This is a genomic window from Nocardioides sp. (genome assembly GCF_036405735.1).
Taxonomy (GTDB): Bacteria; Actinomycetota; Actinomycetes; order Propionibacteriales; family Nocardioidaceae; genus Nocardioides.
The window spans coordinates 1-22,683 of record NZ_DASWXC010000061.1; the positions used below are offsets into that span (position 1 = coordinate 1).

Below are 22,683 nucleotides of genomic sequence, written 5' to 3' on the forward strand. Positions count from 1 at the left end.
GCCGCAGCTCCGCGACCAGGCCCCCGAGGGACAGCGGCCGCCGCGGCCGGCCGACGACGTGCTCGACCGGGACGCCGAGCTCCTCGAGGAACCGGCTGGGCTGCTCGCCCTCGTCGTCGTCGGAGTGGACCGCGGTGACGACGAGCCGCTCGCGCGCCCGGGTGCAGGCGACGTAGAACAGTCGGCGCTCCTCGGCGAGCAGCTCGCGCGCCGTGAGGGGCGGCACCAGGCCGCGCTCCCCGATGCGGTCGGGCTGGAGCAGGCTGCTGCGACGGCGGAGGTCGGGCCACGCCTCGGCCTGGACATGGGCGACGACGACCAGCCGCCACTCCAGGCCCTTGGATCGGTGTGCCGTCAGCAGGCGTACGGCGGCGCCGCGGGCGCCTCGCTCGGCCAGCGTGTCACCCGGGATCTGCTGGGCGGAGAGCAGGTCGAGGAACGTGCGGGCTCCGGCCCGGTCGCGCTTGGCGTCGATCCGGGCAGCGTTGTCGAACAGCGCCAGCACCGCGTCGAGGTCCCGGTGCGCGCGACGGGCCGCCGCGCCGCCGAGCTCGACGGCGCGCTGCAGCCGGGACGGCCACGACGTCGCGGACCACAGCTCCCACAGCAGGTCCTCGGGGCGGGCGCCGGACTCGGCCAGCTCGCCGACCCGGTGCAGTAGCTCGACGACGGCGCGGGCTCGTGCCGGCCCGCCCGGATCGGCGGTGTCGACGCCGGCGAGGAACGTCGGATCGACCAGCGCGTCGCGCAGCAACTCTCGTGAGGAGCGGACCGGTCGTCCCTCCTCGGCGGCCCGCTGCTTCTCGCGGGCGCGCAGGGCGCGGGCGAGCCTGCGGACGTCGGGCGCCGCGAGGCCTCCGATGGGGCCGGTCAGGATCGCCTCGACCTGGGCGTGGTCGACGTACTCCGCGTGCAGCGGGTCCTCGTTGTCGAGGTTGAGCGCGGCGCGCAGCGCCGCCAGCAGGGGCTCCACCGCGGGGTCGCGAACCAGCGGCACCTCGTCGCCGGCGACCTCGACGGGCACGCCGAGCGCGCCCAGCGCGCGTCGCAGCGGCGGGATCGTGGAGCGGCCGGACCTGACCAGGACCGCCATCTCGTCCCAGCCGATGCCGTCCTCCAGGTGGGCCCGGCGCAGCAGGTCGGCGAGATGCTCGGCCTCCGCACGGTCGGTGTCGAAGGTACGGACCAGGACCCGGCCGTCGGAGGCGGCCTCGGCCCGGGGCGCGAGGAAGGCCTCCTTGGCGGCCTCGTCGATGGTGCCGGGGAGTCCGATGCGGCCCGCGACGCGCTGGGCCGCGACGAGCAGCCGGGGGCCGAACCGGCGGGTGGTGCGCAGCGCGACCACGTCGGCGGGGGCGCCGTCGGCCTGGGGGAAGGCGGTGGGGAACTCGAGGATGCCGCGCACCTCGGCGCCGCGGAAGCCGTAGATCGACTGGTGCGGGTCGCCGACGACCACCAGGTCGCGCCCGTCGCCCGCGATCGCCCGCAGCAGCGCCACCTGGCCCGGGTCGGTGTCCTGGTACTCGTCGACGAAGACGTGGCGGTAGCGCGCCCGGAGCTCCTCGCGGTGGGCGTGGGCCTCGATCGTGGCGCGCCGGATCAGATCGGGGTAGTCGGTGAGGCCCTGGCTGTCGAGGTTGGTGAGGTAGGAGTCGAGGAAGAGGCCGGCGGCGACGAACTCCGGGATCGACTCGCGCTCGCCGAGCGCTCGCAGGTCCTCCCCCTCCAACCCCTTCTCCCGGGCCCGTGACAGCACCGCCTGCACCTCGCGGGCGAAGCCGCGGGTGCCGAGCGCCCGCTGGAGGCCGTCGGGCCAGCTCACCGACTCGGGAGCGTCGGTGAGCAGCTCGCGCAGCACGACGTCGGCCTCGGGGGCGCTGAGCAGCCGCAGCGGCGCGGTGTAGAGCTCCGCCGGGGCGTAGGCACGGATCAGGCCGTAGGCGAAGGAGTGGAACGTCGAGCACGGCGTTCCACTCATCGTGCGACCCAGCCGCGCGGTGATCCGGTCGCGCAGCTGGTCGGCGGCCTTGCGGCTGAAGGTGAGCGCCAGCACCTGGTCCGGCTCGGCGCCGCGGCGCTCGATGCGGTCGACGATCGCCTCGACGAGCGTCGTGGTCTTTCCGGTGCCGGGGCCGGCCAGCACGAGCAGCGGCCCGCCGGGATGGTCGACGACCCGCTGCTGGTGCTCGTCGAGAGCCGGCGTCGTGACGGCGACGGCCGGGGGCTCGAGGAGGAACTGCGGCATGGGGCAACTCCATCACGCCGCACCGACAGTCCGGGCGACGGTGGGTACCGGCGCGGCGTGAAGCCTCCGAAGGACGCCGCCGTCGCCGCCTCGGGACGCTGGACCGACCCCGACGGCTACCGCTCCCCGGCCGGCACGGTGCACGCCTGGCTGCCGGGGACGAACCAGACCCTGTGCGGCGTGCCGCTCAGCAGGGCGAGGCTGCTCCGGTTCCCCCACATCCAGTGGGCCGACGTACAGCCCGCGACCGGCCGCGACGCCGACCGGGTCCAGGAGGTCTGTCCCCGCTGCGCCGCCGGCATGGGCCGGCGGCGTGACGAGCGACCGTGGCAGCGGGTGAACCCGCGCCCGTGACGGCCACGTGGCTCACGCCAAGGCGAAGTAGCGCAGGTAGAGGTAGACCCACGCCACAGCCAGGGAAGCGGTCGTGACGACGACGCCGTACTTCGTGAAGCCCCAGAAGCTGATCGGCTGGCCGGCCTTCGCCGCGATGCCGAGCACCACGACGTTGGCGCCCGCGGCCACGGCGGTCGCGTTGCCACCGAGGTCGGCGCCCCACACGAACGCCCACCACAGCGGGCTCTCGGCACCGTCGTGCGGCGTGGCCGCGACCATGTCCTCCACGATCGGCACCATCGCGGTGGTGTAGGGGATGTTGTCGACGAACGCCCCGAACACACCCGAGCCGAAGAGCAGTACCGTCGCGCCGAGCAGCTCACGCTCCCCCATCCACGCGGCCGCCCGCTCGCCGATCTCGCCGATCACACCCACCTCGACCAGCGACCCGACGAGGACGAAGAGGGCCATGAAGAAGGCGAGCGTCCCCCACTCCACCTCCTCGAGGAACTCCTCCGGCGTCGTCCGGGAGACCAGCACCGTGGCGCCGGCGCCCATCATGGCGACGACCGAGGGATCGAGGTGGAGCACGGTGTGGAGGCTGAACGCGACCATCACCAGCGCCAGCACGACCAGGCAGCGCACGAGCAGCCGCATGTTGGTGATCGCGTCGCGGGGTCGCAGGTCGCCGAGCGCGTTCTCGACGTCGATCGGGGCGGTGAGGTGGCGCCGGAAGAGCCAGCGGGCCAACACGACGTACCCGACGAGCAGCACCACGCTCAGCGGCAGCGAGTGCACGAGGAAGTCGTCGAAGGTGAGGCCGGCGCGGCTGCCGATGATGATGTTGGGCGGGTCGGCGATGAGCGTCGAGGGGCCGCCGAGATTCGCCGCAAGGATCAGCGAGACCAGGTACGGCATCGGCGAGAGTCCCAGCTGCCTGCATACCGAGAGCGTGACCGGCGCGACCAGCAGCACGCAGGTGACGTTGTCGAGGATCGGCGCGACCACCGAGGTCACCAGGACCAACAGCACGAGCAGCCGGTAGGGATGTCCGCCGGAGGTCCGGGCCGCCCACAGCGCCAGGAACTCGAAGAGCCCGGTCTGCTTCAGCACGCCGACAATGACCATCATCCCGAAGAGCAGGAAGATGACGTTCCAGTCGATGCCGGTGTCGGGGTTGAAGAACGCGGTCCGGGCGTCGACGAGGCCGATCACGGTCATGCCGGCCACGCCGCCCAGCGCTGCTGCGACCCGGTGCACCCGCTCCGTGGCGATCAGCGCGTAGCTGACCAGGAACACCGAGATCGCGGCCGAGGTCAGGATCATGCGGAGCCCGTCCGGAGGCGGAGCGCACCGGCGCCCGGGTCGGCCCGGTCGCCGGCCTCGGCGCCCTCGCTCCAGCCCGCCAGCCGGCCGTAGCGGCTGACGGTGCGCAGCCGCTCCTCCACCGCGCCCACCTCGTCGCGGGCCGCGACGGCGAGCACGTGGTCGCCGGTGCGGAGCACACTGCGGTGGTCCGGCACGAAGACCCCGGACGTGCGGGTGACGAGTACGACGGCCGAGCCGGTCGGCAGCCGCAGCTCGTCGATCTCGACGCCGGCCAGGCGCGAGTCGGCCTCGACCATGAAGCGGAGCAGCACCGCGTCGTGCCGGTCCAGGGTGGCGAACCCGATCGAGACGCGGTGGACCAGGCTGCCCTTCTCCTGCCACCGTGGCTGCCGCCCGGTCCCGATGGCGAGGCCGACGGTGAACCCGACGGCGGCGCAGATCATCCCGGCGGCGATGGCGAGTTCGATCTCAGCAGTACCTATCATCGCGCTCCGTTCTGTGCGATCGGTGGTCGGGACTGTGGAGCAGCAGCTCCACCTCGTCGAGATCGGCCGCGGCCACGAGACCGAACACGGCGCCGGTGCGGTCGCGGAGCATGCGCCCGGTCAGGGCGGCGGTGAGCCCGTCGCCCTCGTCAGCAAGCCGCTCGGCGTCCCGCTCGGCGACCGCCGCCACCACCGTCCGCGAGGCGGCCGACGGCAGCCGCACCAGCGGGTCGGCGTACCGCTGGCCGACGATGGGTGGTGCCGGCTCGACCCGCAGGGTCAGCAGCACTCGGACGTCGCGACCGTCGGCGGTGGTGACGCGCTCGGCCAGCGACAGCTCCAGGCGATCGGTCCAGCGGCGCACCTGCTCGAGCCCGGGCAGATGGAGCGCGACGCGGTGGCGGGGCAACCGGACCAACCGGCCCGCCCGCTCGATGGCGAGCCGCTCCCCCGGGCCGGCGACGCGCACGGTCAGCATCGCGAGCACTGGGAGTCCGACCGCGACGAGGATGACCAGTCCGGGGAGGCCCTGGTCGGCCAGGTCGGCGGATGTCACCGGCGGCATGGCAGCTCCTCTCGCGGTCGGCTCACCTCCAGTCCACCGGCCAGGCAGGGGCCACGGAATGGGTGCTGTCCCCCATTCCGTGGGGCGCCGGGCGTGGGACCCTGGACGGCATGGACCCGCGTGACCTGCCGCTGTACTGGAAGGTCTTCCTGGTCAACGGAGCGGTCTTCACGGTGGGGACGGCGGTGCTGGCGTTCTCCCCGGCTCGGGTCAGCGAACGGGTGCTGGCCTCGGAGGCGGCGGTGCTGACGGTGGGCCTCGCCGCGATGCTGGTGGTCAACGCCGCACTGCTACGGCTGAGCCTCGCCCCGGTGGACCGCGTGATCCGTGAGATGGACGCGGTCCGGCTCCAGGACGGTGGTGCCCGCCTTTCTCCGGCCGCGGGTGCCGGCGGCCGGCTGGTCGCCAGCTACAACGCGATGCTGGACCGGATCGCCACCGAGCGAGCCACGAGCAACGCCAAGGCGCTGGCCGCGCAGGAGGCGGAGCGCCATCGGATCGCCCAGGAGCTGCACGACGAGGTCGGCCAGTCCCTGACCGCCGTCCTGCTCGGTCTCAAGAGCCTGGAGAGCAAGGTCCCCGGTGCGATCGCGACGGAGCTCGCCACCATCCGGGAGACCGCCCGCGAGGGCCTCGACGACGTACGCCGCGTCGTCGGCCGGCTGCGCCCGGGCGTGCTGGAGGACCTCGGTCTGCACAGCGCCCTCACCTCGCTGTGCAGCGACCTGGCGGCGCTGACCGGGGCCGAGGTGATCCGGCAGTTCGGTCGCGTGCCGCAGCTGTCCCGCGAGCAGGAGCTCGTGGTCTACCGCGTCGCACAGGAGGCGCTCACCAACGTCGCGCGTCACGCGGGTGCGCGCCGGGTCGCCGTGTCCTTCGCACGGCTCGGCGACCTCGTGGTGCTGGAGGTCACCGACGACGGGCAGGCCCGCGCCGCGCTCTCGCCCGGCTCCGGGATCGTGGGCATGCACGAGCGGGCCCAGCTCATCGGCGCCCGGCTCAGCATCGACACGCTGCCGGGCCACGGTGTGCGGGTCCGGCTCGAGGTCGGCTGGAGGTGAGGACGGCGATCCGGATCCTGTTGGCCGACGACCACCGCCTGGTACGCCGGGGCGTGCGGCTGATCCTCGACGGCGAGCCCGACCTCGCCGTGGTCGCGGAGGCGTCCGACGGCGCCGAGGCCCTCGAGCTGCTGCGCGAGGTCGAGGTCGACCTGGCCGTGCTGGACGTCACCATGCCGCGGATGACGGGGCTGCAGGCCGCACGCGAGATCGCGCGTCTGGCCCGTCCGCCGCGGACCCTCATGCTGTCGATGCACGACAACGAGCAGTACTTCTTCGAGTCCCTCAAGGCCGGGGCCAGCGGCTACGTGCTGAAGTCGGTCGCCGACGAGGACCTGGTCGCGGCGTGCCGGACCGCGATGCGGGGACAGGCGTTCGTCTACCCGGGCGCAATGAGCGCGCTGGTGCGCGACTACCTGGACCGGCTGCGCCGCGGCGAGCAGCTACCGCGAACGGTGCTCACGGCCCGTGAGGACGAGGTGCTGAAGCTCATCGCCGAGGGCCACTCCAGCCGCGAGATCGCCCGGCTGCTGACCATCAGCCCCAAGACCGTGGAGCGACACCGCGCCAACATCCTCGCCAAGCTCGGGATGAGCGACCGCACCCAGGTGACGCGCTACGCCATCCGCGCCGGCCTGATCGAGCCATGAGACCTCGCCCGTCGCGGGGGTCCTTAGCGCTGGCGCTGCTCGGGCTCGCGCGTCGGCGGCTGCTCCTCATCGAAGCGCGGGTCGGCCAGGAGGTACTGGGTGAGCAGGCCGGGCCGCTTCCGTGGCCGGCGCGCCGGCCCGGGGACGGTCCGGTTCTCCGCGGTGTCCCAGAACGCGTCGGCGAGGCCGAAGGCCCGTCGTGCCAGACGCCCCAGCAGGCCGGTGTGCGGGACGTAGGGGTGCGGCCGACTCGGTGCCCGCTCCTCGACGCGCCGGAACTCCTCCGCGAGCGCCTCCAGCGCCGCGTCATCGACGCTCTCGGCCAATCGGGTGGCGAGCACCTCCTCGTGGCGGCGCTCGTCGGCCAGGTGTCGCCCGACGTCGTCCCAGACCCGCGAGCGCGGATAGCCGGTCTCCCAGGTCGAGCCGTACTCGCGGGCCTTGGCGTGTGCGAGGGCGACCTCGAGCGCCCGGGTCGCGGCGAGCTGCTCGTGCACCAGCGCCCGGCCGTCCGGACAGCGCCGGGCGGCAGGGACGAGCACGGCATCGACCGCGTGGAGATGCTTGCTGGTGGCCGCGAGGAAGTCGTCCACGCGCTCCCGCTCGCCACGGAGGTCGTCGGGGCCCGCACCCGCCCGGGCAGTTCGGAGGCGATCGGCGAGCCCGTCGTGCGTGACGCGGACGGCGTCGGTCAGGCTGGAACTGGTGCCCATGGCGTCACCTCGATGCTGGTGCTGGCCCCGATGACCCTGATTCCAGACTGCACCCGCAGGAGCGGTTGTTCAAGGGCCGCTCAGCCGACCGGCCGCTCGTTGTAGCAGCCGGCCGGCTGCTGCCCGGTGAGCCGCTGGATCGCCGCCATCACCTCGTCGGTCAGCTCGCGCCGAGCACGGCCCAGCGCGACGCCCTCGAACCGGCCCTGCGGGTCGATCGGCGCGCCGAACCGGACCGTGACCCGCACCAGCCGGGGCACGGTGGAGCCGACCGGCTGGATCCGTTCGGTGCCGAGCAGCCCGACCGGCACGATCGGGACGCCGGCGGTCAGTGCGAGGTGGGCGACGCCGGTACGGCCGCGGTAGAGGCGGCCGTCGCGGCTGCGAGTCCCCTCGGGATAGATCCCGAACGCCTCACCACGACCGAGCACCTCCAGCGCCGTGTCGAGGCTGGTGAGCGCCGCCCTGGTGTCGTCGCGGTCGACGGGCAGCATCCCCAGGCCCTCGAACCAGGCGCGCTGCAATGCGCCACGCAGGCCGGACCCGGTGAAGTAGTCGGACTTCGCGAGGAACACGACCTTGCGGGGCACCACCGAGGGGATCACCACGGAATCGACGAAGCTGAGGTGGTTGCTCGCCAGGATCACGCCCCCGGTCCGGGGCACGTGCTCGAGGCCCTCGATGCGCGGCCGCCAGACGGCCCGCAGCACCGGCGGGACCACTCGGTGCAGCACGTCGTAGATCCCGGGTGGCTGAGTCACGGGAGCGATCCTGCTGGTTACCCGCCGGTCGCGCGAACCGGGAGCCAGAACGCGGCGGGTACGTCGACCGCGCCGGACGCCCGCAACGGGGTTCCCTCCTCCAGCCAGGCCTGCCGGGCCTCGCCCCGTAGCCGCTCGGGCAGGGTGCCGTCGGACCGGATGCAGCGCCACCACGGCACCGGGGCGCCGGGCGAGAGGTAGGAGCTGAGCGCCATCACGCGGGCCACCTGCCGCGGCCCGCCGCCGAAGTCGTCGACCAGCGCGTCGGCGACGGCGCCGTACGTCGTCACGCGCCCCCGCGGCACCTGCTCGACCAGCGCGAGCACCGCCTCGACGTAGTCACCGGGCTCGGGAACGGCAGAGGGCACGCCCCGCACGGTAGCGGGACGTGCCCTCGTGGGCGCACGCGAGTCAGAGCCTGCTGGAGAACGGCTCGGTGCCCAGCGCCAGCTCGAGGCCGGCGATGCCGGAGTGCTGCTGGGCGAAGGCGAGCTCACGCGCCAGGTCGCCGATGTTGTTCGACAGCGGCAGCGGCGCCAGGCCGAGCGTCGACAGGGTGCCGATCGCGCGGCCGTCGGCGCTGAGGAACGCCGAGCCCGAGTCACCGGGCACACCCGGCGTCAGCGTGTAGAGCGGGTGGGACCAGCCGCCGTCGGCCGCGTCGTCGCCGAGGCTGACGCCGGTCTTCGGCGACAGGAAGCTCAGTCCGCCGCGCAGCGAGGAGTTGCCGTAGCTGTAGACGCGGTCGCCGGCCGCCGTCCCGTCGGTGTCGACGCCGACCGGTCCGCCCCAGAACGGCACGGTCGGGTTGACCTTGGCCACGTCGGCCGCGTCGACCTTCACGAGTGCGAAGTCGTTGTAGGCGCAGGCGTTGGCGTCGGTGGTGCCGGCCTCCTGCATCGCGAGCCACGAGGAGTAGACCAGCGTCCCGCGGCCCACGAGGGTGCCCTCGGAGACCAGGCTGCCGCCGTCGTTGAAGGTGACCGGCGTGCCGAGGGGCAGCGAGTCGGTGTCGCAGCCGTCGGTGTCGGTGGCCTCCCCCAGACCGGCGCAGTGGGCGGCGTAGCCGACGTACACACCGCCGGAGGCGTCGGTGAACACGAAGTTGGCGGTGCACTGGGCGCCCTGGGTGTACATCTGCACCCCGGGCGTGATGGCCGCACTGTCGGCCGGCGCCCAGGTAGGCGCCGCGGAGGCGGGCTGGGCGGTGAGGAAAACCAGCACCATCGTGGTGCTGGCGAGCGCGGCGAGGACGGAGGCCGTCCGCTGGCGCAGTCGCTTCGACATGTCGTCTCCCGAAGGGTCGTGGGGCCGCCGAGTTCGACCCCACGGGCTCCAACGACGACCGCCCGTCCGGGTTACCCCGGACGGGCGGTTGGTCTCGACAGGCTCGACCAGCGGAGGCCGGCCGACCAGCGGAGGCCGGCCCACCAGCGAGGGCCGGCCGACCAGCGGAGCCTCAGTACGACGGCTGGCTGGGGTCGATCTGGTTGACCCACGCCACGACGCCGCCGCCGACGTGCACCGCGTCGGCGTAGCCGGCACCCTTGGCGATCGCGAGGCACTCGGCCGAGCGGACACCGCTCTTGCAGTGCAGCACGACCTGCTTGGCGCCGTCGGCGGTCAGCTCGGTCAGCCGGCTGATCGCGTTGCCGTTGAGGAACTCACCCTTGGGGATCAGCACCGAGCCGGGGATCTTGTTGATCTCGAACTCGTTGGGCTCGCGCACGTCGATGAGCACGAAGTCGCGGCTGCCGCCCTCCCGCTCCTTGAGCATGTGCTCGAGCTGCGTCACGGAGATGGTCGCCCCGGCGGCCGCGTCGGCGGCCTCCTCCGACACCGCACCGCAGAACGACTCGTAGTCGATCAGCTCGGTCACGGTCGGGTTCTCGCCGCAGAGCGCGCAGTTGGGGTCCTTGCGGACCTTCAGCTTGCGGTAGGACATCTCCAGCGCGTCGTAGATCATCAGCTTGCCGACCAGCGGCTCGCCGATGCCCGCGAGCAGCTTGATGGCCTCGTTGACCTGGATCGAGCCGATGCTGGCGCACAGCACGCCCAGGACACCGCCCTCGGCGCAGCTGGGGACCATGCCCGGCGGCGGCGGCTCGGGGTAGAGGCAGCGGTAGCACGGCGCGTCCTCGACGAGGGTCGGCGCGAACACCGACGCCTGCCCGTCGAAGCGGTAGATCGACCCCCACACGTAGGGGATCTTCAGGAAGTACGCCGCGTCGTTGACCATGTAGCGGGTCGCGAAGTTGTCGGTGCCGTCGACGATCAGGTCGTAGCCCTCGAAGATGCGCAGCACGTTGTCGTTGTCGAGCCGCTCCTCGTGGAGCACGACCTCGACGTACGGGTTGATCTCGGCGATCGACTCCTTGGCCGAGAGCGCCTTGGACTTCCCGATGTCGGAGACGCCGTGGATGACCTGGCGCTGCAGGTTCGACTCGTCGACCTCGTCGAACTCGGCGATGCCGAGGGTGCCGACGCCGGCAGCGGCGAGGTAGAGCAGCGCGGGGCTGCCGAGCCCGCCGGCGCCGATGACCAGGACCTTGGCGTTCTTGAGGCGCTTCTGCCCGGCCATGCCCACGTCGGGGATGATCAGGTGCCGGCTGTAGCGGCGCACCTCGTCGATGCTGAGCTCGTCAGCGGGCTCCACGAGCGGCGGGATGGACACAGCGCTCTCACTTTCGTTCGAGTTCGTCACGGGGTTTCGGCGAGCCGTACGACGGCCCGGGTCCGGCACAACGCGAGCGGATCCCGCGGTGTTCCCTCCTATGGTCGCCCACCGGCCGACACGCCCCGATCGGGCATCCCGTCATCCGGACCCGGAGGTACCGAGGAGTAGGCTCGCGGTGACGCTCGCCCGACCGGGGCCCAGCGCGAGGGAGACGCCACCTTTGGGGGAAGAGACACCGCGAGTGACCACCGACTACGACACCTCCGACACCTCCGACATCGACGGCGCCCGTCCGCGCGGCGGCCGGATGCCGCGCCGCGAACGGCGCGCCCAGCTCCTCGAGTCCGCCCTCGAGGTCTTCGTGGCCCAGGGCTACCACGCCGCCGCGATGGATGACATCGCCGAGCGGGCCGGCGTCTCCAAGCCGGTGCTCTACCAGCACTTCCCCGGCAAGCTCGAGCTCTACCTCGCGCTGCTCGAGCAGTCCTGCAACACGATGATCGCCAACGTCCGCACGGCGCTGGAGTCCACCCAGGACAACAAGGTGCGCGTCGAGCGGACCGTCCACGCCTTCTACGACTACGTCGCCAGCGACTCGGGCGCCTACCGCCTCGTCTTCGAGTCCGACCTCACCAACGAGCCCGCCGTCCGCGAGCAGGTCGACCGGGTCACCAACGAGTGCTCCGAGGCGATCGCGGCCGTCATCGCCGCCGACACGAACCTGCCCGAGCCCGCCGCCCTCCTCCTCGCCGTCAGCCTGGTGGGAATGGCGCAGGTCTCCTCGAGGTTCTGGCTCGACAGCCAACGACGCATGAGCAAGGACGAGGCGGCGGACTTCGTGGGCGGTCTCGCCTGGCGCGGCATCCGCGGCTACCCCAAGACAGAGACGGAGCACTGAGTCACATGCCCAACCAAGGAGGAACGGTGGAGGTCAAGATCGGCGTCCAGCACGCGCAGCGTGAGCTGGTGGTCGACACGACTGAGTCGGCCGAGTCGATCGAGAAGCTCGTCGCCGAGGCCCTGTCCGGCGGCGGTCTGCTCACCCTGACCGACCAGAAGGGCCGCAAGGTCGTCGTCCCGGGCGAGAAGCTCGCCTACGTCGAGGTCGGCCCCAGCACCGTCGGCCACGTCGGCTTCCGCAGCTGACCTGCCGCTGACCACAGCGATCCGACCCCGTGGTGCCCCGGCGCCACGGGGTCGGTGCATTTTTGTGTCCCAGGTGGGTACCAGTCCCAGCGTGCGGGGCGATGCTCGCCCCTCAGATCCAGAAAGGGCACGATCATGATCGGGACCATCATCGCCTCGCTCATCGGCGGACTCATCATCGGACTCCTCGGCAAGTTCCTCGCCCCCGGCGACAAGGACAACATCCCGCTGTGGCTGACGATCGTCTGCGGTATCGCGGGCATGTTCATCGGCAGCTACCTGTACGCCGCCCTCTTCGACTGCTCCGACATGAACAACTGCACCAACGGCGTGGACTGGTGGCGCCACGTCTGGCAGATCGTCGTCGCCGCGATCCTGGTCGTGCTCGCCTCGACCGCGACCGGCCGCAGCCGCCGCCACGTCTGACACGTTCGAAGCACTGCCGACACCGGTAGACGGCCGGCAGACGCCCGGCAGACGGCCGGCAGACGAAGAACGCCCGCCGGACTCCTCGGAGTCCGGCGGGCGTTCGTCGTTCGGCCGTGGAGCCGCGGTCAGTGGTCGAGGCCGATCTCGGCCATCCGCTCGGCATGGCGCTCGGTCAGGCGGGTGAACATCCGGCCGATGGCGGCCAGGTCGAGCCCCGGCATGTCGACGCCGCCGGCGAGCAGGGCCGAGAGGGCGTCGCGGTCGGCGGCGACCCGCTGCGCCTGGGTGAGCGCCTCCCCCATCAGCCGGCGACCCCACAGCGCCAGCCGGCCGGCCAGCCGGGGATCGGCCGCGATGCCGGCCTTGATCCGGTCGACGACGAACGCGGTGTGGCCGGTGTCGTCCAGGGTCGTGAGGACCAGGTCGCGGGTGTCGGCGTCGAGGAACGCCGCGATCTCGCGGTAGAAGTCGTTGGCGAGCCCGTCGCCGACGTACGCCTTGACCAGGCCCTCCCACCAGTCGCTCGGCGCGGTGTGGGCGTGGAAGGCGTCGAAGCCCTCGCGGAAGCCCTCCATCGCCACGAACGACTCGGCGCCCAGCGAGGTGAGCCGGGCACAGATCGGCTCGACCTTCGCGAGCTGCTGGCTGGCGAAGGATGCCAGCGCGTGCTTGTCCTCGAGGGTGGGCGCCAGTTTGGCGTCCTCCGCGAGCCGCTCGAAGGCCGAGATCTCGCCGTACCCCACCGCTGCCAGCAGGTCGATCACTGCCTCGCGATAGGTCGGGTCGGAGAAGGCCACGGAGGTGTCCGCGCCCGGTGTCGAACCTGTCGATGCAGTCACGCGCTCAGCCTACCGATACGCTGGACGGGTCGGCGGCACCGCTGCGGCCGACGCGTATGTGCGCGGCAGACCAGGAGCCCGCCCTGAGCCGGCCTGTGAGTCCGCCGCACGACAACCTCGTTCGGCTGACCGGCTGACTCATGAAAGCGACAGGACACTGACCACCTTCCGAGACCTCGGGGTGCACCCCGAGATTTGTGACGCGCTCGAGCGCAAGGGCATCTCCACCCCGTTCGCCATCCAGGAGATGACCCTCTCCGTCGCCCTGCTGGGCACCGACCTGATCGGCCAGGCCCGCACGGGCACCGGCAAGACGTTGGCCTTCGGCATCCCCGTGATCCAGCGCAGCGTCTCCCCCAAGGACCCCGACTACGTCGAGCTGCCGGCCGGCAAGCCGCAGGCGCTCATCGTGGCCCCGACCCGCGAGCTCGCGCTCCAGGTCTCCAACGACGTCACCCTCGCCTCGGCCGACCGCGGCCTGCGCGTCCTCACCGTGTACGGCGGCGTCGGCTACGAGCCCCAGATCGAGGCCCTCGAGGCCGGCGTCGACATCGTGGTCGGCACCCCGGGTCGTCTGATCGACCTGGCCAACCGCAAGGTGCTCGACCTCTCCCACGTGCACGCGCTCGTGCTCGACGAGGCCGACGAGATGCTCGACCTCGGGTTCCTCCCCGACGTGGAGCGCCTGCTCCGGCTCACGCCCGAGACCCGGCAGACCATGCTGTTCTCGGCCACGATGCCGGCCGCGATCGTGGCGCTGGCCCGGATGCACATGCGCACCCCGATGAACATCCGCGCCGAGTCGTCGTACGACAACCAGACCGTCCCCGCGACGGCGCAGTTCGTCTACCAGGCCCACGACCTCGACAAGCCGGAGATGATCGGCCGCATCCTGGTCGGGTCCCCCGACGTCGACAAGGTGGTCGTCTTCGCCCGCACCAAGCGGCAGGCCCAGCGCGTCGCGGACGACCTGGTCGACCGCGGCTTCAACGCCGGCGCGCTCCACGGCGACATGGCGCAGGCCGCTCGTGAGAAGACGATGCAGCGCTTCCGCGAGGGCAAGGTGCAGATCCTGGTCTGCACCGACGTCGCCGCCCGCGGCATCGACGTCACCGGCGTCAGTCACGTCATCAACTACACGACCCCCGATGACGAGAAGACCTACGTCCACCGCATCGGCCGCACCGGCCGCGCCGGCGCGTCCGGCATCGCGGTGACGCTCGTGGACTGGGCCGACGTCCACAAGTGGAAGATGATCAACAAGGCGCTCGACCTGCCGTTCGACGAGCTGGCCGAGACGTACTCCTCCTCGGAGAACTTCCTCCACGACATGGGCATCCCGAAGGGCACCAAGGGCCGCGTGAAGGCGGCCGCGCCGGTCGAGCGCAAGCCGCGCGAGGACCGTGGCGGCCGTGACGGCGGTCGTGACGGCGGTCGTGACCGCGGCGACCGGTCCGAGCGTGCGCCGCGGAACCGCAACCGCACCCGGTCGCGCTCCGGCGAGCCGGTGGAGACCGGTGCGCCGACGACCGGTTCCGCCCAGGGTGACGCCGCCAGCACCCCCGAGGGCGAGTCCGCGCCCGCCCGCAACCGGCGCCGGCGCCGGCGTTCGAGCGGCGGGGGCCAGCCCCAGAGCGCGGAGACCCAGAGCACGGAGACCCAGAGCACCGACGCCTGAGTCCCACCGGCTCCCTGACACGTTGAGTGGAGCCTTCTGCCACGCTCGCCCCGGCGAGACGGCGGAAGGCTCCACTTCTCCGTTGCGGCTAGGGCGTGACGACGACCGTCGTGCCGATGTCGGCGAACTCCCACATCGCGATCGCGTCGGACTTCTTCTGCCGGATGCAGCCGTGCGACTGCGGCGTGCCGAGCTGGCGCAGGGTCTGCAGCGGCTCGCCGTCCTTGGTGGGGATGGAGTGGAAGCCGATGGCCGCGCCGCTCGGCCCCCGGGTGAAGCGCACGAAGTGCTCCATCACCCCCGAGTCGTCGATCCCGACCGCCCACCGCGAGCGGGAGTAGACCTCGTAGGTCCCGGGCTCCAGGTTGTCCAGCGTGCTGCCGGAGACGAGGTAGGTCCGGGCCACGCGGCCGTCGGACCCCACGATCCACACCCGCTGCCGGCTCTCGCTGAAGACCGCGCGCCGGCCCGTGCCGGAGTCCTCGGGAAGCGCCTCGTCGGCCCGGTCGGGCGCGGTGACCCGCAGCGAGACCGCGCTCGGCTCCACCGCCGGAGCTGCCGCGTCAGCGGGGACGGCGGGCGCGGCTGGCGGTGTGGCCGCCGGTGTGCCGGACGGGCTGGCCGACGGTGCGGCCGGAGTGGCCGGTGGCGTGGCGTCCGCACCCGGCGGTACGGCGGCCCGTACGTCGGCCGCGGCCCGGACCGCGTCGTCGCGACCCAACGACGCGACGCCTGTGGAGGCCAGCACGGAGAGGGCCGTCACCGCGACGGCGGTGCCGAGCACGGCCACCCGGCCGTAGCGCGGACGCACCTGCGCCCGGTGCCGACCCTGCCGGTGTTGCCCGTGACGCCGGTGCCAGCCCATCGGCCCTGCTCAGCCCTTCGTGCCGCGCTGGGAGCGCCGCACCAGGGTGGCCGCGACCTCGCGGTAGGCCTGCGCGCCCTTGCTCGTGCGCGAGGTCGCCAGGATCGAGCGGCCGGCGGCCGGCGCCTCGGCGAACTTGATGGTCTTCGGGATGGGCGGCTCGACCACCTCGAGGTCGTAGGTGTCCGCGATGGTCTCCAGCACGGTCCGGGCGTGGTTCGTCCGGCCGTCGTACAGCGTGGGCAGCACGCCCCAGACCTCCAGCCCCCGGTTGGTGAAGCGTCGCACGTCGTGGACGGTGTCGAGCAGCTGTCCCACGCCACGGTGCGACAGCGTCTCGCACTGCAGCGGCACCAGGACGCCGTCGGCGGCGGTGAGGGCCGCGACCGTCAGCACGCCGAGCGAGGGCGGGCAGTCCAGCAGCACCCAGTCGTAGCCGTCGCTGCCCTGCGGCAGGTCCTCCAGCGCGGAGGTGATGACGTGCTCGCGGCCGGTGCGGGTGAGCAGGTCCGCCTCGGCACGCGCGAGCTCGATGGTCGCGGGCAGCAGGTCGACGCCGTCCTCGGTCTCCAGGATCACCTCGCGGGGCGGCACGCCCTTGGTGAGCACGTGGTGCACCGACAGCTCGAGGTCCTCGGGGTCGATGCCGAGGGAGAACGTCAGGCACGCCTGCGGGTCGAGGTCAATCAGGAGCACCGAATGGCCCAGCTCGGCGAGCGCGGCCCCGATCGAGGCGACGGAGGTGGTCTTGGCGACGCCACCCTTCTGGTTGGCGATCGCGAGTGTCGTGGTCATCAGGGGCCATCATGCCGGACGCACCCTCCCCGGCACTCCCTCGACCTGCTCTACTCCTCCCATGTCTCGCTCCCTGGTCACCGGACCGACCGCCGGCATCGGTCTCGCCTTCGCCCAGCAGCTCGCCGCCCGCGGTGACGACCTGGTCCTCGTCGCCCGCGACGCCGCCCGCCTCGAGGCGCTGGCCGACGAGCTGCGCACCGCCCACGGGGTGGAGGTGGAGGTGCTCCAGGCCGACCTCGCCGACCGCGCGCAGCTGCGCACCGTCGAGGAGCGGCTGGGCGACCTCCAGCGGCCGGTCGACCTGCTGGTCAACAACGCCGGGTTCGGCCTCAAGGGGCGCTTCCTCGACAACGACGTGGACGCCGAGACCGAGATGCTCGACGTCCTGGTGACCGCGGTGATGCGGCTGACCCACGCCGCGCTGCGGCCGATGGTGGCGCGCGGGTCCGGTGGGGTCATCAACGTCTCGAGCGTCGCCTCGTTCCTGCCCCGCGGCTCCTACTCGGCGGCCAAGGCCTACGTCAACCGGCTCGGCGAGTGGGCGGCGGCGGAGTACGGCCCGCAGGGCGTCACGGTGACGACGCTGTGCCCGGGCTTCGTGCGCACCGAGTTCCACGCCAGGATGGACGTCTCCCAGGACTCCGCCCCCGACTGGCTGTGGCTGGACGCCGACGACCTGGTCCGGCAGGCGCTGGCCGACCACGCCCGGGGCAAGGTCCTCTCCATCCCGAGCACCCGCTACAAGGCGATCGCGGGCGCGGCGCGGCTGGTGCCGACGCCGGTGCTGCAGCGCTTCCAGTCGCTGGGCCGCAAGTAGCCCACCCTGGCCCTGCCCTGGCCGACGGCGCCAGCTACAGCGGCTCGGGCGCGTCCCGTCCCGAGGTCCTCCGCGCCGCGGCCGCCAGGTCCAGCAGCCGCTCCAGCTCCTGCGGCGCGGTGGTGTTGCAGGCCAGCTCGTGGTCGACCTTGCCGGTGCCGTGGTGGTCGCTGGACCCGGTGACGACCAGGTCGAGGTCGCGCGCGATGCCGCGCAGCGCCTCCCGCTGGGAGGCGTCGTGGTCCTGGTGGTCCACCTCGAGGCCGGCCAGGCCCAGGTCGGCCAGCTCGGCGAGGGCGGCCTCGTCGGGGATCCGGGCGGTCCGGCGACCCCAGGCGTGCGCGATCACCGAGACGCCGCCGGCCTCGGCCACCGCCCGGATCGTGTCGCGCAGCGGGGCGGCGTACCGGTCGACGTACGCCGGCATGCCGGGGTTGAGGAAGCGCCGGAAGGCCTCGTCGCGGTCGCGCACCACCCCGGCCGCGACCAGGGCGTCGGCGATGTGCGGGCGGCCGCTGGCGGCGGCGTCGCCCGAGACCCGGTGCACGTCGTGGGCGGTGAGCTCGATGCCGAGGGCGTGCAGGCGCTCCAGCACCGCCGGCACCCGGGAGGACCGCCCGTCCAGGACCTTGTCGAGCAGGGCGACCAGCGGCGGGTAGGTCGGGTCGGGCAGGTAGGCCAGCAGGTGCACCCCGCGACCGTCGAGCTTGGTGCTGATCTCCATGCCGCGGACCAGCCGCAGGCCGGCCGCGTCGGCGGCACGCTCGGCCTCGGCCCAGCCCTCGGCGGTGTCGTGGTCGGTCAGCCCGAGCACGTCGAGCCCCGCGGCCACCGCCGCCTCGACCAGCTCGGTGGGCGACTGGGTGCCGTCGCTGGCGCGGGTGTGGGTGTGGAGGTCGATCCTCACGCCCGGACCACCGGGGTCACCGCGGTCACCACGGCGGCGCGGGGCTGGCGAACGGCAGCTCCACCAGCGGCGGCCCCAGGCCCGAGACGTCGCGCAGGATCCAGTCGTCGCGCAGCAGCAGGATCGCCGAGGCCGGGCGGACGATGATCCACAGCCAGCGGCCCAGTGCCTCGCCGACCACCACCGAGCGGTCCCACTCATCCGAGCCGCTGGTCGACACCGCCCACAGCGGCACCTGCCTCGCGTCGAGGCGCACCCGGACGAGCGGCTGGCCGTCAGGGAGCCCGGGCCCCGGGTCGTCGTGCGGGTGGCCGGCGCAGCGGGCGCCGAGCCCGGTGCCGGACTCCTCGGCCACCACCATGACGTCGACCGGGCCGTCGAGCTCGCTGGTGCCCGAGACGCAGGTCATCGTCGCGAGCGTCCGGCCCGGCTCCGAGCCGTCGACCACGGCCGCGAGGTCGGTGACGGCCCAGCCGGGGCTCAGCGGCCAGGGGAGGTACGTCGGGAAGCCCGGGGTCCGCGCGAGGTGGTCGGCCAGGCCGTCGTAGGTCGCGGTCGCCGGCCGCCACAGGGCCGCCGTCGGTCCGTGCTCGGGACAGGACCAGGCGCTCGCGCCGTCGTGGGCGACGGGTGCGGAGCAGCGCGGACAGGCCGGGGACACGGCGTCAGGATATCGCCAGCACGACGACCCGGTCCTCGTCCGCGAGCACGTGCGTGGAGGACTTCGGCAGGTTGATCCGGACGCCGAACGCGTGCCCGGGCTCGGCGATCGAGGCCGCCTTGAGGCCCAGCGCGGTCTCGCCGCGGGCCACGGCAGCACCCACGACGGTGGCCCACGACAGCTCGGTCCCGAGGGCGACGTAGTCGGCCGCCGGGCGCAGGTAGACCTCGCTCCCCTCGGCACCCAGGAGCTCGGCGAACACCTCGTGCAGGCGCGGGTCCTCGGAGAGCTGGGCGACCAGCAGGGAGACGATCTCGCCGCTGACGACCACGTCGTCGATGTCGCTGACCTGTGCGAGCGCGCGGTTGCGGTCGTCGAGCATCTCGGTGACCACCGGCGTCGCGGCCCCGAGCCCGGCGAGCAGGTCGCGCACGTGCAGCAGGGTGACCAGGGTGCGGGCGTCGGCGGCCTGGGTGTCGAGCTCGTCGGAGTAGGACAGGACCAGCACGTGGTCCAGGCCCGCGACGACGTGCTGCTCCAGGACCCGGCGGTCGGTGGTCGAGGCCTGGACCAGGGTGACCTCGATGTTCTCCAGCCGCGGCAGGACGGGGGTCCCGAGAGCGGTGACGAGGACCAGCCGGGAGCCGGGGGCGGCGAAGGCGTCGAGCTCGCGCAGCACGACCGGCGTGCGGTGGTTCCAGCCCAGGACCAAGGCGCGCGTGGGCTCGGGCACGTGCGGCCGCGAGGTGCGGAACAGCGCCGGGTCTGCGGTGGCGCCGGCGGGAGCGGGGGCGACCAGCGCGTCGTCGTCCTCGGCGACCACGACCAGCGCGGCGCTCCCGACCACGGTGTCGGGGGTGGGGTTGAGGCGCACGCCGTCGGCGTCGGACAGGCCGATGACCGAGACGTGCTCCAGGGCGGCGGTCGCCTCGGCGTACGTCGCGGCCGCGAGGTCGTGGGTGGCCATCACGTAGATCTCGTCCCCGTCGAAGTCGAACAGGTCGGCGTAGACCGCGCCGGCCCCGGACTGCCGGGCGGTCTGCACGAGCAGCCGGGCGATCGTGTCGTCGACGTGCAGCAGCGCGGCGTCCTCCCCCGCGACCAGCCGGGCGGCCCCGAGGTTGGCGTCGTCGCGGATCTCGGCCACCACGTGCGGGGCCCGCTCGCCGGACTGCGCCAGCGCGAGCAGGGTCTTGATGACCTCGGCGTCGGGGTCCTCGGACTGCGGGGCGAGCACGATCACCGAGCGGGCGGCGCCGTGGTTGGTGACGGCGAGCTGGTCGATGTCCATCGGGGAGCCGCTGCGGCAGACCAGGCGCGAGCCGCGCAGGTCGGGGACCTTGGTGCGCAGGTCCTCCTCCATCTCCACGCTGTCGCGGTCGGCCAGCACCACGATGGCCGGTCGGCGCCTGCTCTCGTTGGCGATCGTGAGCTCGCGGATGATCGTGTAGATCGAGTCCGACCAGCCGAGCACCACGGTGTGCTGGGACTCCAGGACCGTGGACCGGCCGCGGCGCAGCTCGGCGAGCCGCGCGTCGATGCCCGCGGAGATGACACCGATGAGGGCGCTGACGATGAGCAGGCCGCCGAGCGTCAGCACGAGCATGGTCAGCAGGAAGGACCACGAGCCCTGGTCACCCGCGACCGTGCCGGGGTCGAGGGCGTGCAGCAGCGACTGGAAGACCTCGTGGCCGAAGCCGACCGACCCGTCACGCAGGCCGAGGGCCGCGGTGATGACCGCGAAGGCCAGCACCAGCGCCGAGGTCGCGATGACCAGCCACCCGATGAGCGCGGCGGTGCCCCGCGTCATCGTCGTGTCGAAGAAGTACCGGAAGCGGGCACCCCACGAGGGGGGCGTCGACGCACGTCCCATGGGGGGATCGTGCCGGAAACCCCTGCCCCCGCGGGGCGGAACGGCCTACTCGGCGGCCGGACCCGGCCAGTTCTTGTCCGGCTGCGGCACCGGGCGACCGGGCTGCTCGCCGCCGCGCGCCTCGAGGTAGTTGTCCTTCGGCACCATCACCTTGCGGCGGAAGATGCACACGACCTTGCCGTCCTGGTTGTAGCCGATGGTCTCCACGTGCACGACGCCCCGGTCGTCCTTGGACTTCGACTCCCACTTGTCCAGCACGGTGGTCTCGCCGTAGAGCGTGTCGCCGTGGAAGGTCGGCGCGACGTGGCGCAGGCTCTCGATCTCGAGGTTGGCGATCGCCTTGCCGGAGATGTCGGGGACCGACATGCCGAGCAGGATGGAGTAGACGTAGTTGCCGACCACGACGTTCTTGCCGAACTGGGTGGTCTCCTCGGCGTAGTGCGTGTCGAGGTGCAGCGGGTGGTGGTTCATCGTCAGCAGGCAGAACATGTGGTCGTCGAACTCGGTGACCGTCTTGCCGGGCCAGTGCTTGTAGGTCGCGCCGACCTCGAACTCCTCGTAGCTGCGACCGAACTGCACGACTGCTCCTGACTGCTGGGGGACGAGGCGGGCCCATGGTGCCACGGGGAACCCGCCCGGACGGCGTACCGTCTCACCGCCATGAGCATGCGACGCGTCACGTTCCCGGCCCTGCTGCTGGCGGGTCCCGTCCTCGTCCTGGGTGGGTGCTCGGGCGCCGACGAGGTGGCGCGCGACGAGCCCGCGGCCTCGGCGCCGGCGGCCACCAGCCCCGCCGACGACGGCGGGTTCGCACCGAGCGACTACGACTACACGCTGACCACCGCGTGCTTCTGCGCGTACGGCGGCGTGCCGGTGCGCGTGAGCGTGCGGGCCGACTCCGTGGTCGGTGCGGTCTTCGCCCGCGGTGGCGGGCGGGGTGGCGCCGTGCGCGGGGAGGACGCCCCGGCGGCGCTGGCGCTCAGCATCGAGGACCTCCTGACCCGGGCCGAGGAGGCCCGGGCGCAGGGGGCGCACGAGGTGCGGGTGCGGTGGCCCGAGGGTGCCGAGGCCCCGACCGAGGTCTCCATCGACCGCGACGAGCGGATGGTCGACGAAGAGCTCGGCTGGACGATCAGCGACGTGGACGTCCTGGGCTGACCGTCGCCCTCAGCTCCCGCCGCCGCCGGCCTTGCGGCGGTGCGTGCGCGGCCCGCCGCCCACGACCTCCGAGCCGTGCGCCTTCTCCTTGGTCGGACCGGCCTTCGGCACGCCCCGGTCGTTGCTCTGCTTGCGCTGCAGGGCCTCCTTCATCTTGGCCTTGAGGTCGTCGTTGGACGGGGTCCCGCTCTGCTCAGCCATGTCCCCCACTGTGTCCCGCGGGTCCCTCCGGGTCCAGCACATTTCCCGCGCGGCCCCGGGCGGCTGGCAGGATGCGCCGCATGGCCGACCGGGTTGTCCTCCACGTCGGCCTCATGAAGTCCGGGACGACGTTCGTCCAGGGCCGGCTCGAGGCCAACCGCTCGGCGCTCGCGGAGCGGGGCGTGCTGTTCCCCGGCCCGACGTGGGCGCGGCAGACTCGCGCGGTGCAGGACCTCATCGGCTCCCCGCACGGGCAGGCCGGCGCCTGGGCCGAGCTGGTGGCCGAGGTCGCGGCGTGGCCGGGCACGGCCGTGGTCTCGATGGAGTACCTCGGGCCGGTGGCGCCCCGGCGGATCGCCCAGGTCGTCGCGGACCTCGCCGGCACGCCGGTCCACGCCGTGGTGACCGTGCGCGACCTCGGGCGCGCGGTGCCGGCCATGTGGCAGGAGACGCTCAAGAACCGGCAGTCGTGGGGCTGGGCGGACTTCC

Annotated in this window: 26 protein-coding genes and 1 pseudogene; 10 read left to right on the plus strand and 17 right to left on the minus strand. The window is 72.9% G+C overall.

Annotated elements, in window-relative coordinates:
- The coding region (locus VGE38_RS09765) for an ATP-dependent helicase (protein ID WP_331142349.1) at positions 1-2,245 on the minus strand (2,245 nt) is incomplete at its 3' end.
- A 57-nt stretch (positions 2,246-2,302) separates the two neighbouring features.
- On the opposite strand from VGE38_RS09765, the gene VGE38_RS09770 reads away from it, so the two are divergent.
- Positions 2,303-2,599 (plus strand): hypothetical protein, encoded by a 297-nt coding sequence (locus VGE38_RS09770; protein WP_331142350.1) that lies wholly within the window; start codon positions 2,303-2,305, stop codon positions 2,597-2,599.
- Positions 2,600-2,611: 12 nt separating this feature from the next.
- Here VGE38_RS09770 and VGE38_RS09775 read toward each other — a convergent pair whose 3' ends face one another.
- The 3 genes from VGE38_RS09775 to VGE38_RS09785 are packed head-to-tail and all read right to left on the minus strand — an operon-like array spanning position 2,612 to position 4,960.
- Positions 2,612-3,907 carry an ArsB/NhaD family transporter gene (locus tag VGE38_RS09775; protein ID WP_331142351.1) on the minus strand — a complete coding sequence of 432 codons (1,296 nt, stop codon included), beginning with the start codon at positions 3,905-3,907 and terminating at the stop codon, positions 2,612-2,614.
- A complete protein-coding gene (locus VGE38_RS09780; RefSeq protein ID WP_331142352.1) occupies positions 3,904-4,395 on the minus strand; it encodes a TrkA C-terminal domain-containing protein in 492 nt (163 codons plus the stop codon). Before VGE38_RS09780 ends, VGE38_RS09775 begins: the two co-directional genes overlap by 4 nt.
- On the minus strand, positions 4,379-4,960 hold the full coding sequence (locus tag VGE38_RS09785; RefSeq protein ID WP_331142353.1) for a hypothetical protein: 582 nt from the start codon (positions 4,958-4,960) through the stop codon (positions 4,379-4,381). Before VGE38_RS09785 ends, VGE38_RS09780 begins: the two co-directional genes overlap by 17 nt.
- A gap of 110 nt (positions 4,961-5,070) precedes the next feature.
- Between VGE38_RS09785 and VGE38_RS09790 the strand changes: the two genes are divergently transcribed.
- Together VGE38_RS09790 and VGE38_RS09795 are read left to right on the plus strand one after the other, a co-directional pair.
- Positions 5,071-6,021: a sensor histidine kinase gene (locus VGE38_RS09790; RefSeq protein WP_331142354.1), complete on the plus strand. Its 951-nt coding sequence runs from the start codon at positions 5,071-5,073 to the stop codon at positions 6,019-6,021.
- A complete protein-coding gene (locus VGE38_RS09795) occupies positions 6,018-6,671 on the plus strand; it encodes a response regulator (protein ID WP_331142355.1) in 654 nt (217 codons plus the stop codon). The genes VGE38_RS09790 and VGE38_RS09795 overlap by 4 nt, the downstream gene beginning before the upstream one ends.
- 23 nt (positions 6,672-6,694) lie before the next feature.
- On the opposite strand, the gene VGE38_RS09800 is transcribed toward VGE38_RS09795, so the two are convergent.
- The 5 genes from VGE38_RS09800 to moeZ all read right to left on the minus strand — a co-directional run bounded on the left by VGE38_RS09800 (position 6,695) and on the right by moeZ (position 10,819).
- A complete protein-coding gene (locus tag VGE38_RS09800; protein ID WP_331142356.1) occupies positions 6,695-7,384 on the minus strand; it encodes a hypothetical protein in 690 nt (229 codons plus the stop codon).
- 80 nt (positions 7,385-7,464) lie between these two features.
- A complete protein-coding gene (locus tag VGE38_RS09805; RefSeq protein ID WP_331142357.1) occupies positions 7,465-8,145 on the minus strand; it encodes a lysophospholipid acyltransferase family protein in 681 nt (226 codons plus the stop codon).
- Positions 8,146-8,162: 17 nt separating this feature from the next.
- On the minus strand, positions 8,163-8,513 hold the full coding sequence (locus VGE38_RS09810) for an MGMT family protein (RefSeq protein ID WP_331142358.1): 351 nt from the start codon (positions 8,511-8,513) through the stop codon (positions 8,163-8,165).
- Positions 8,514-8,556: 43 nt separating this feature from the next.
- On the minus strand, positions 8,557-9,432 hold the full coding sequence (locus tag VGE38_RS09815) for a S1 family serine peptidase (RefSeq protein ID WP_331142359.1): 876 nt from the start codon (positions 9,430-9,432) through the stop codon (positions 8,557-8,559).
- 172 nt (positions 9,433-9,604) lie between these two features.
- Entirely contained in the window at positions 9,605-10,819 is a 1,215-nt protein-coding gene (gene moeZ, locus VGE38_RS09820; protein ID WP_331142360.1) for an adenylyltransferase/sulfurtransferase MoeZ, read from the minus strand.
- 310 nt (positions 10,820-11,129) lie between these two features.
- Here moeZ and VGE38_RS09825 point away from each other — a divergent pair, with 310 nt between their 5' ends.
- The 3 genes from VGE38_RS09825 to VGE38_RS09835 all read left to right on the plus strand — a co-directional run bounded on the left by VGE38_RS09825 (position 11,130) and on the right by VGE38_RS09835 (position 12,394).
- Positions 11,130-11,720: a TetR/AcrR family transcriptional regulator gene (locus VGE38_RS09825; RefSeq protein ID WP_331142373.1), complete on the plus strand. Its 591-nt coding sequence runs from the start codon at positions 11,130-11,132 to the stop codon at positions 11,718-11,720.
- Between the two features lie 26 nt (positions 11,721-11,746).
- Complete coding sequence (locus tag VGE38_RS09830; protein WP_331142361.1) at positions 11,747-11,968, plus strand: DUF3107 domain-containing protein; 222 nt, start codon at positions 11,747-11,749, stop codon at positions 11,966-11,968.
- Positions 11,969-12,103: 135 nt separating this feature from the next.
- Positions 12,104-12,394 (plus strand): GlsB/YeaQ/YmgE family stress response membrane protein, encoded by a 291-nt coding sequence (locus VGE38_RS09835; RefSeq protein WP_331142362.1) that lies wholly within the window; start codon positions 12,104-12,106, stop codon positions 12,392-12,394.
- Between the two features lie 128 nt (positions 12,395-12,522).
- On the opposite strand, the gene VGE38_RS09840 is transcribed toward VGE38_RS09835, so the two are convergent.
- Positions 12,523-13,236, minus strand: a complete 714-nt coding sequence (locus tag VGE38_RS09840; protein WP_331142363.1) for a ferritin-like fold-containing protein — start codon at positions 13,234-13,236, stop codon at positions 12,523-12,525.
- Between the two features lie 181 nt (positions 13,237-13,417).
- Between VGE38_RS09840 and VGE38_RS09845 the strand changes: the two genes are divergently transcribed.
- Positions 13,418-14,914: a DEAD/DEAH box helicase gene (locus tag VGE38_RS09845; RefSeq protein ID WP_414690922.1), complete on the plus strand. Its 1,497-nt coding sequence runs from the start codon at positions 13,418-13,420 to the stop codon at positions 14,912-14,914.
- 88 nt (positions 14,915-15,002) lie between these two features.
- Here the strand turns inward: VGE38_RS09845 and VGE38_RS09850 are convergent, their stop codons facing one another.
- Entirely contained in the window at positions 15,003-15,725 is a 723-nt protein-coding gene (locus tag VGE38_RS09850) for a L,D-transpeptidase (protein WP_331142364.1), read from the minus strand.
- 63 nt (positions 15,726-15,788) lie between these two features.
- The gene (locus tag VGE38_RS09855; RefSeq protein WP_331142365.1) at positions 15,789-16,574 is read right to left on the minus strand and encodes a ParA family protein; all 786 of its coding nucleotides are present in this window, start codon (positions 16,572-16,574) and stop codon (positions 15,789-15,791) included.
- A gap of 61 nt (positions 16,575-16,635) precedes the next feature.
- Here VGE38_RS09855 and VGE38_RS09860 point away from each other — a divergent pair, with 61 nt between their 5' ends.
- Positions 16,636-17,394: an SDR family NAD(P)-dependent oxidoreductase gene (locus VGE38_RS09860; RefSeq protein ID WP_331142366.1), complete on the plus strand. Its 759-nt coding sequence runs from the start codon at positions 16,636-16,638 to the stop codon at positions 17,392-17,394.
- A gap of 34 nt (positions 17,395-17,428) precedes the next feature.
- Here the strand turns inward: VGE38_RS09860 and VGE38_RS09865 are convergent, their stop codons facing one another.
- Genes VGE38_RS09865 through VGE38_RS09880 form a run of 4 tightly spaced genes read right to left on the minus strand, consistent with a single transcriptional unit; the run spans position 17,429 to position 21,414 of the window.
- A complete protein-coding gene (locus tag VGE38_RS09865) occupies positions 17,429-18,301 on the minus strand; it encodes a PHP domain-containing protein (protein WP_331142367.1) in 873 nt (290 codons plus the stop codon).
- Positions 18,302-18,326: 25 nt separating this feature from the next.
- Complete coding sequence (locus tag VGE38_RS09870; protein ID WP_331142368.1) at positions 18,327-18,962, minus strand: DUF6758 family protein; 636 nt, start codon at positions 18,960-18,962, stop codon at positions 18,327-18,329.
- Between the two features lie 4 nt (positions 18,963-18,966).
- Complete coding sequence (locus VGE38_RS09875; RefSeq protein ID WP_331142369.1) at positions 18,967-20,835, minus strand: CASTOR/POLLUX-related putative ion channel; 1,869 nt, start codon at positions 20,833-20,835, stop codon at positions 18,967-18,969.
- Positions 20,836-20,880: 45 nt separating this feature from the next.
- Positions 20,881-21,414 (minus strand): MaoC family dehydratase, encoded by a 534-nt coding sequence (locus VGE38_RS09880; RefSeq protein WP_331142370.1) that lies wholly within the window; start codon positions 21,412-21,414, stop codon positions 20,881-20,883.
- An 81-nt stretch (positions 21,415-21,495) separates the two neighbouring features.
- On the opposite strand from VGE38_RS09880, the gene VGE38_RS09885 reads away from it, so the two are divergent.
- Positions 21,496-21,993, plus strand: a complete 498-nt coding sequence (locus VGE38_RS09885; RefSeq protein ID WP_331142371.1) for a DUF6174 domain-containing protein — start codon at positions 21,496-21,498, stop codon at positions 21,991-21,993.
- 9 nt (positions 21,994-22,002) lie between these two features.
- Here VGE38_RS09885 and VGE38_RS09890 read toward each other — a convergent pair whose 3' ends face one another.
- On the minus strand, positions 22,003-22,194 hold the full coding sequence (locus tag VGE38_RS09890; protein WP_331142372.1) for a DUF5302 domain-containing protein: 192 nt from the start codon (positions 22,192-22,194) through the stop codon (positions 22,003-22,005).
- 80 nt (positions 22,195-22,274) lie between these two features.
- Between VGE38_RS09890 and VGE38_RS09895 the strand changes: the two are divergent.
- Positions 22,275-22,683 (plus strand): annotated as a pseudogene (locus tag VGE38_RS09895) (hypothetical protein); the annotation flags it as partial.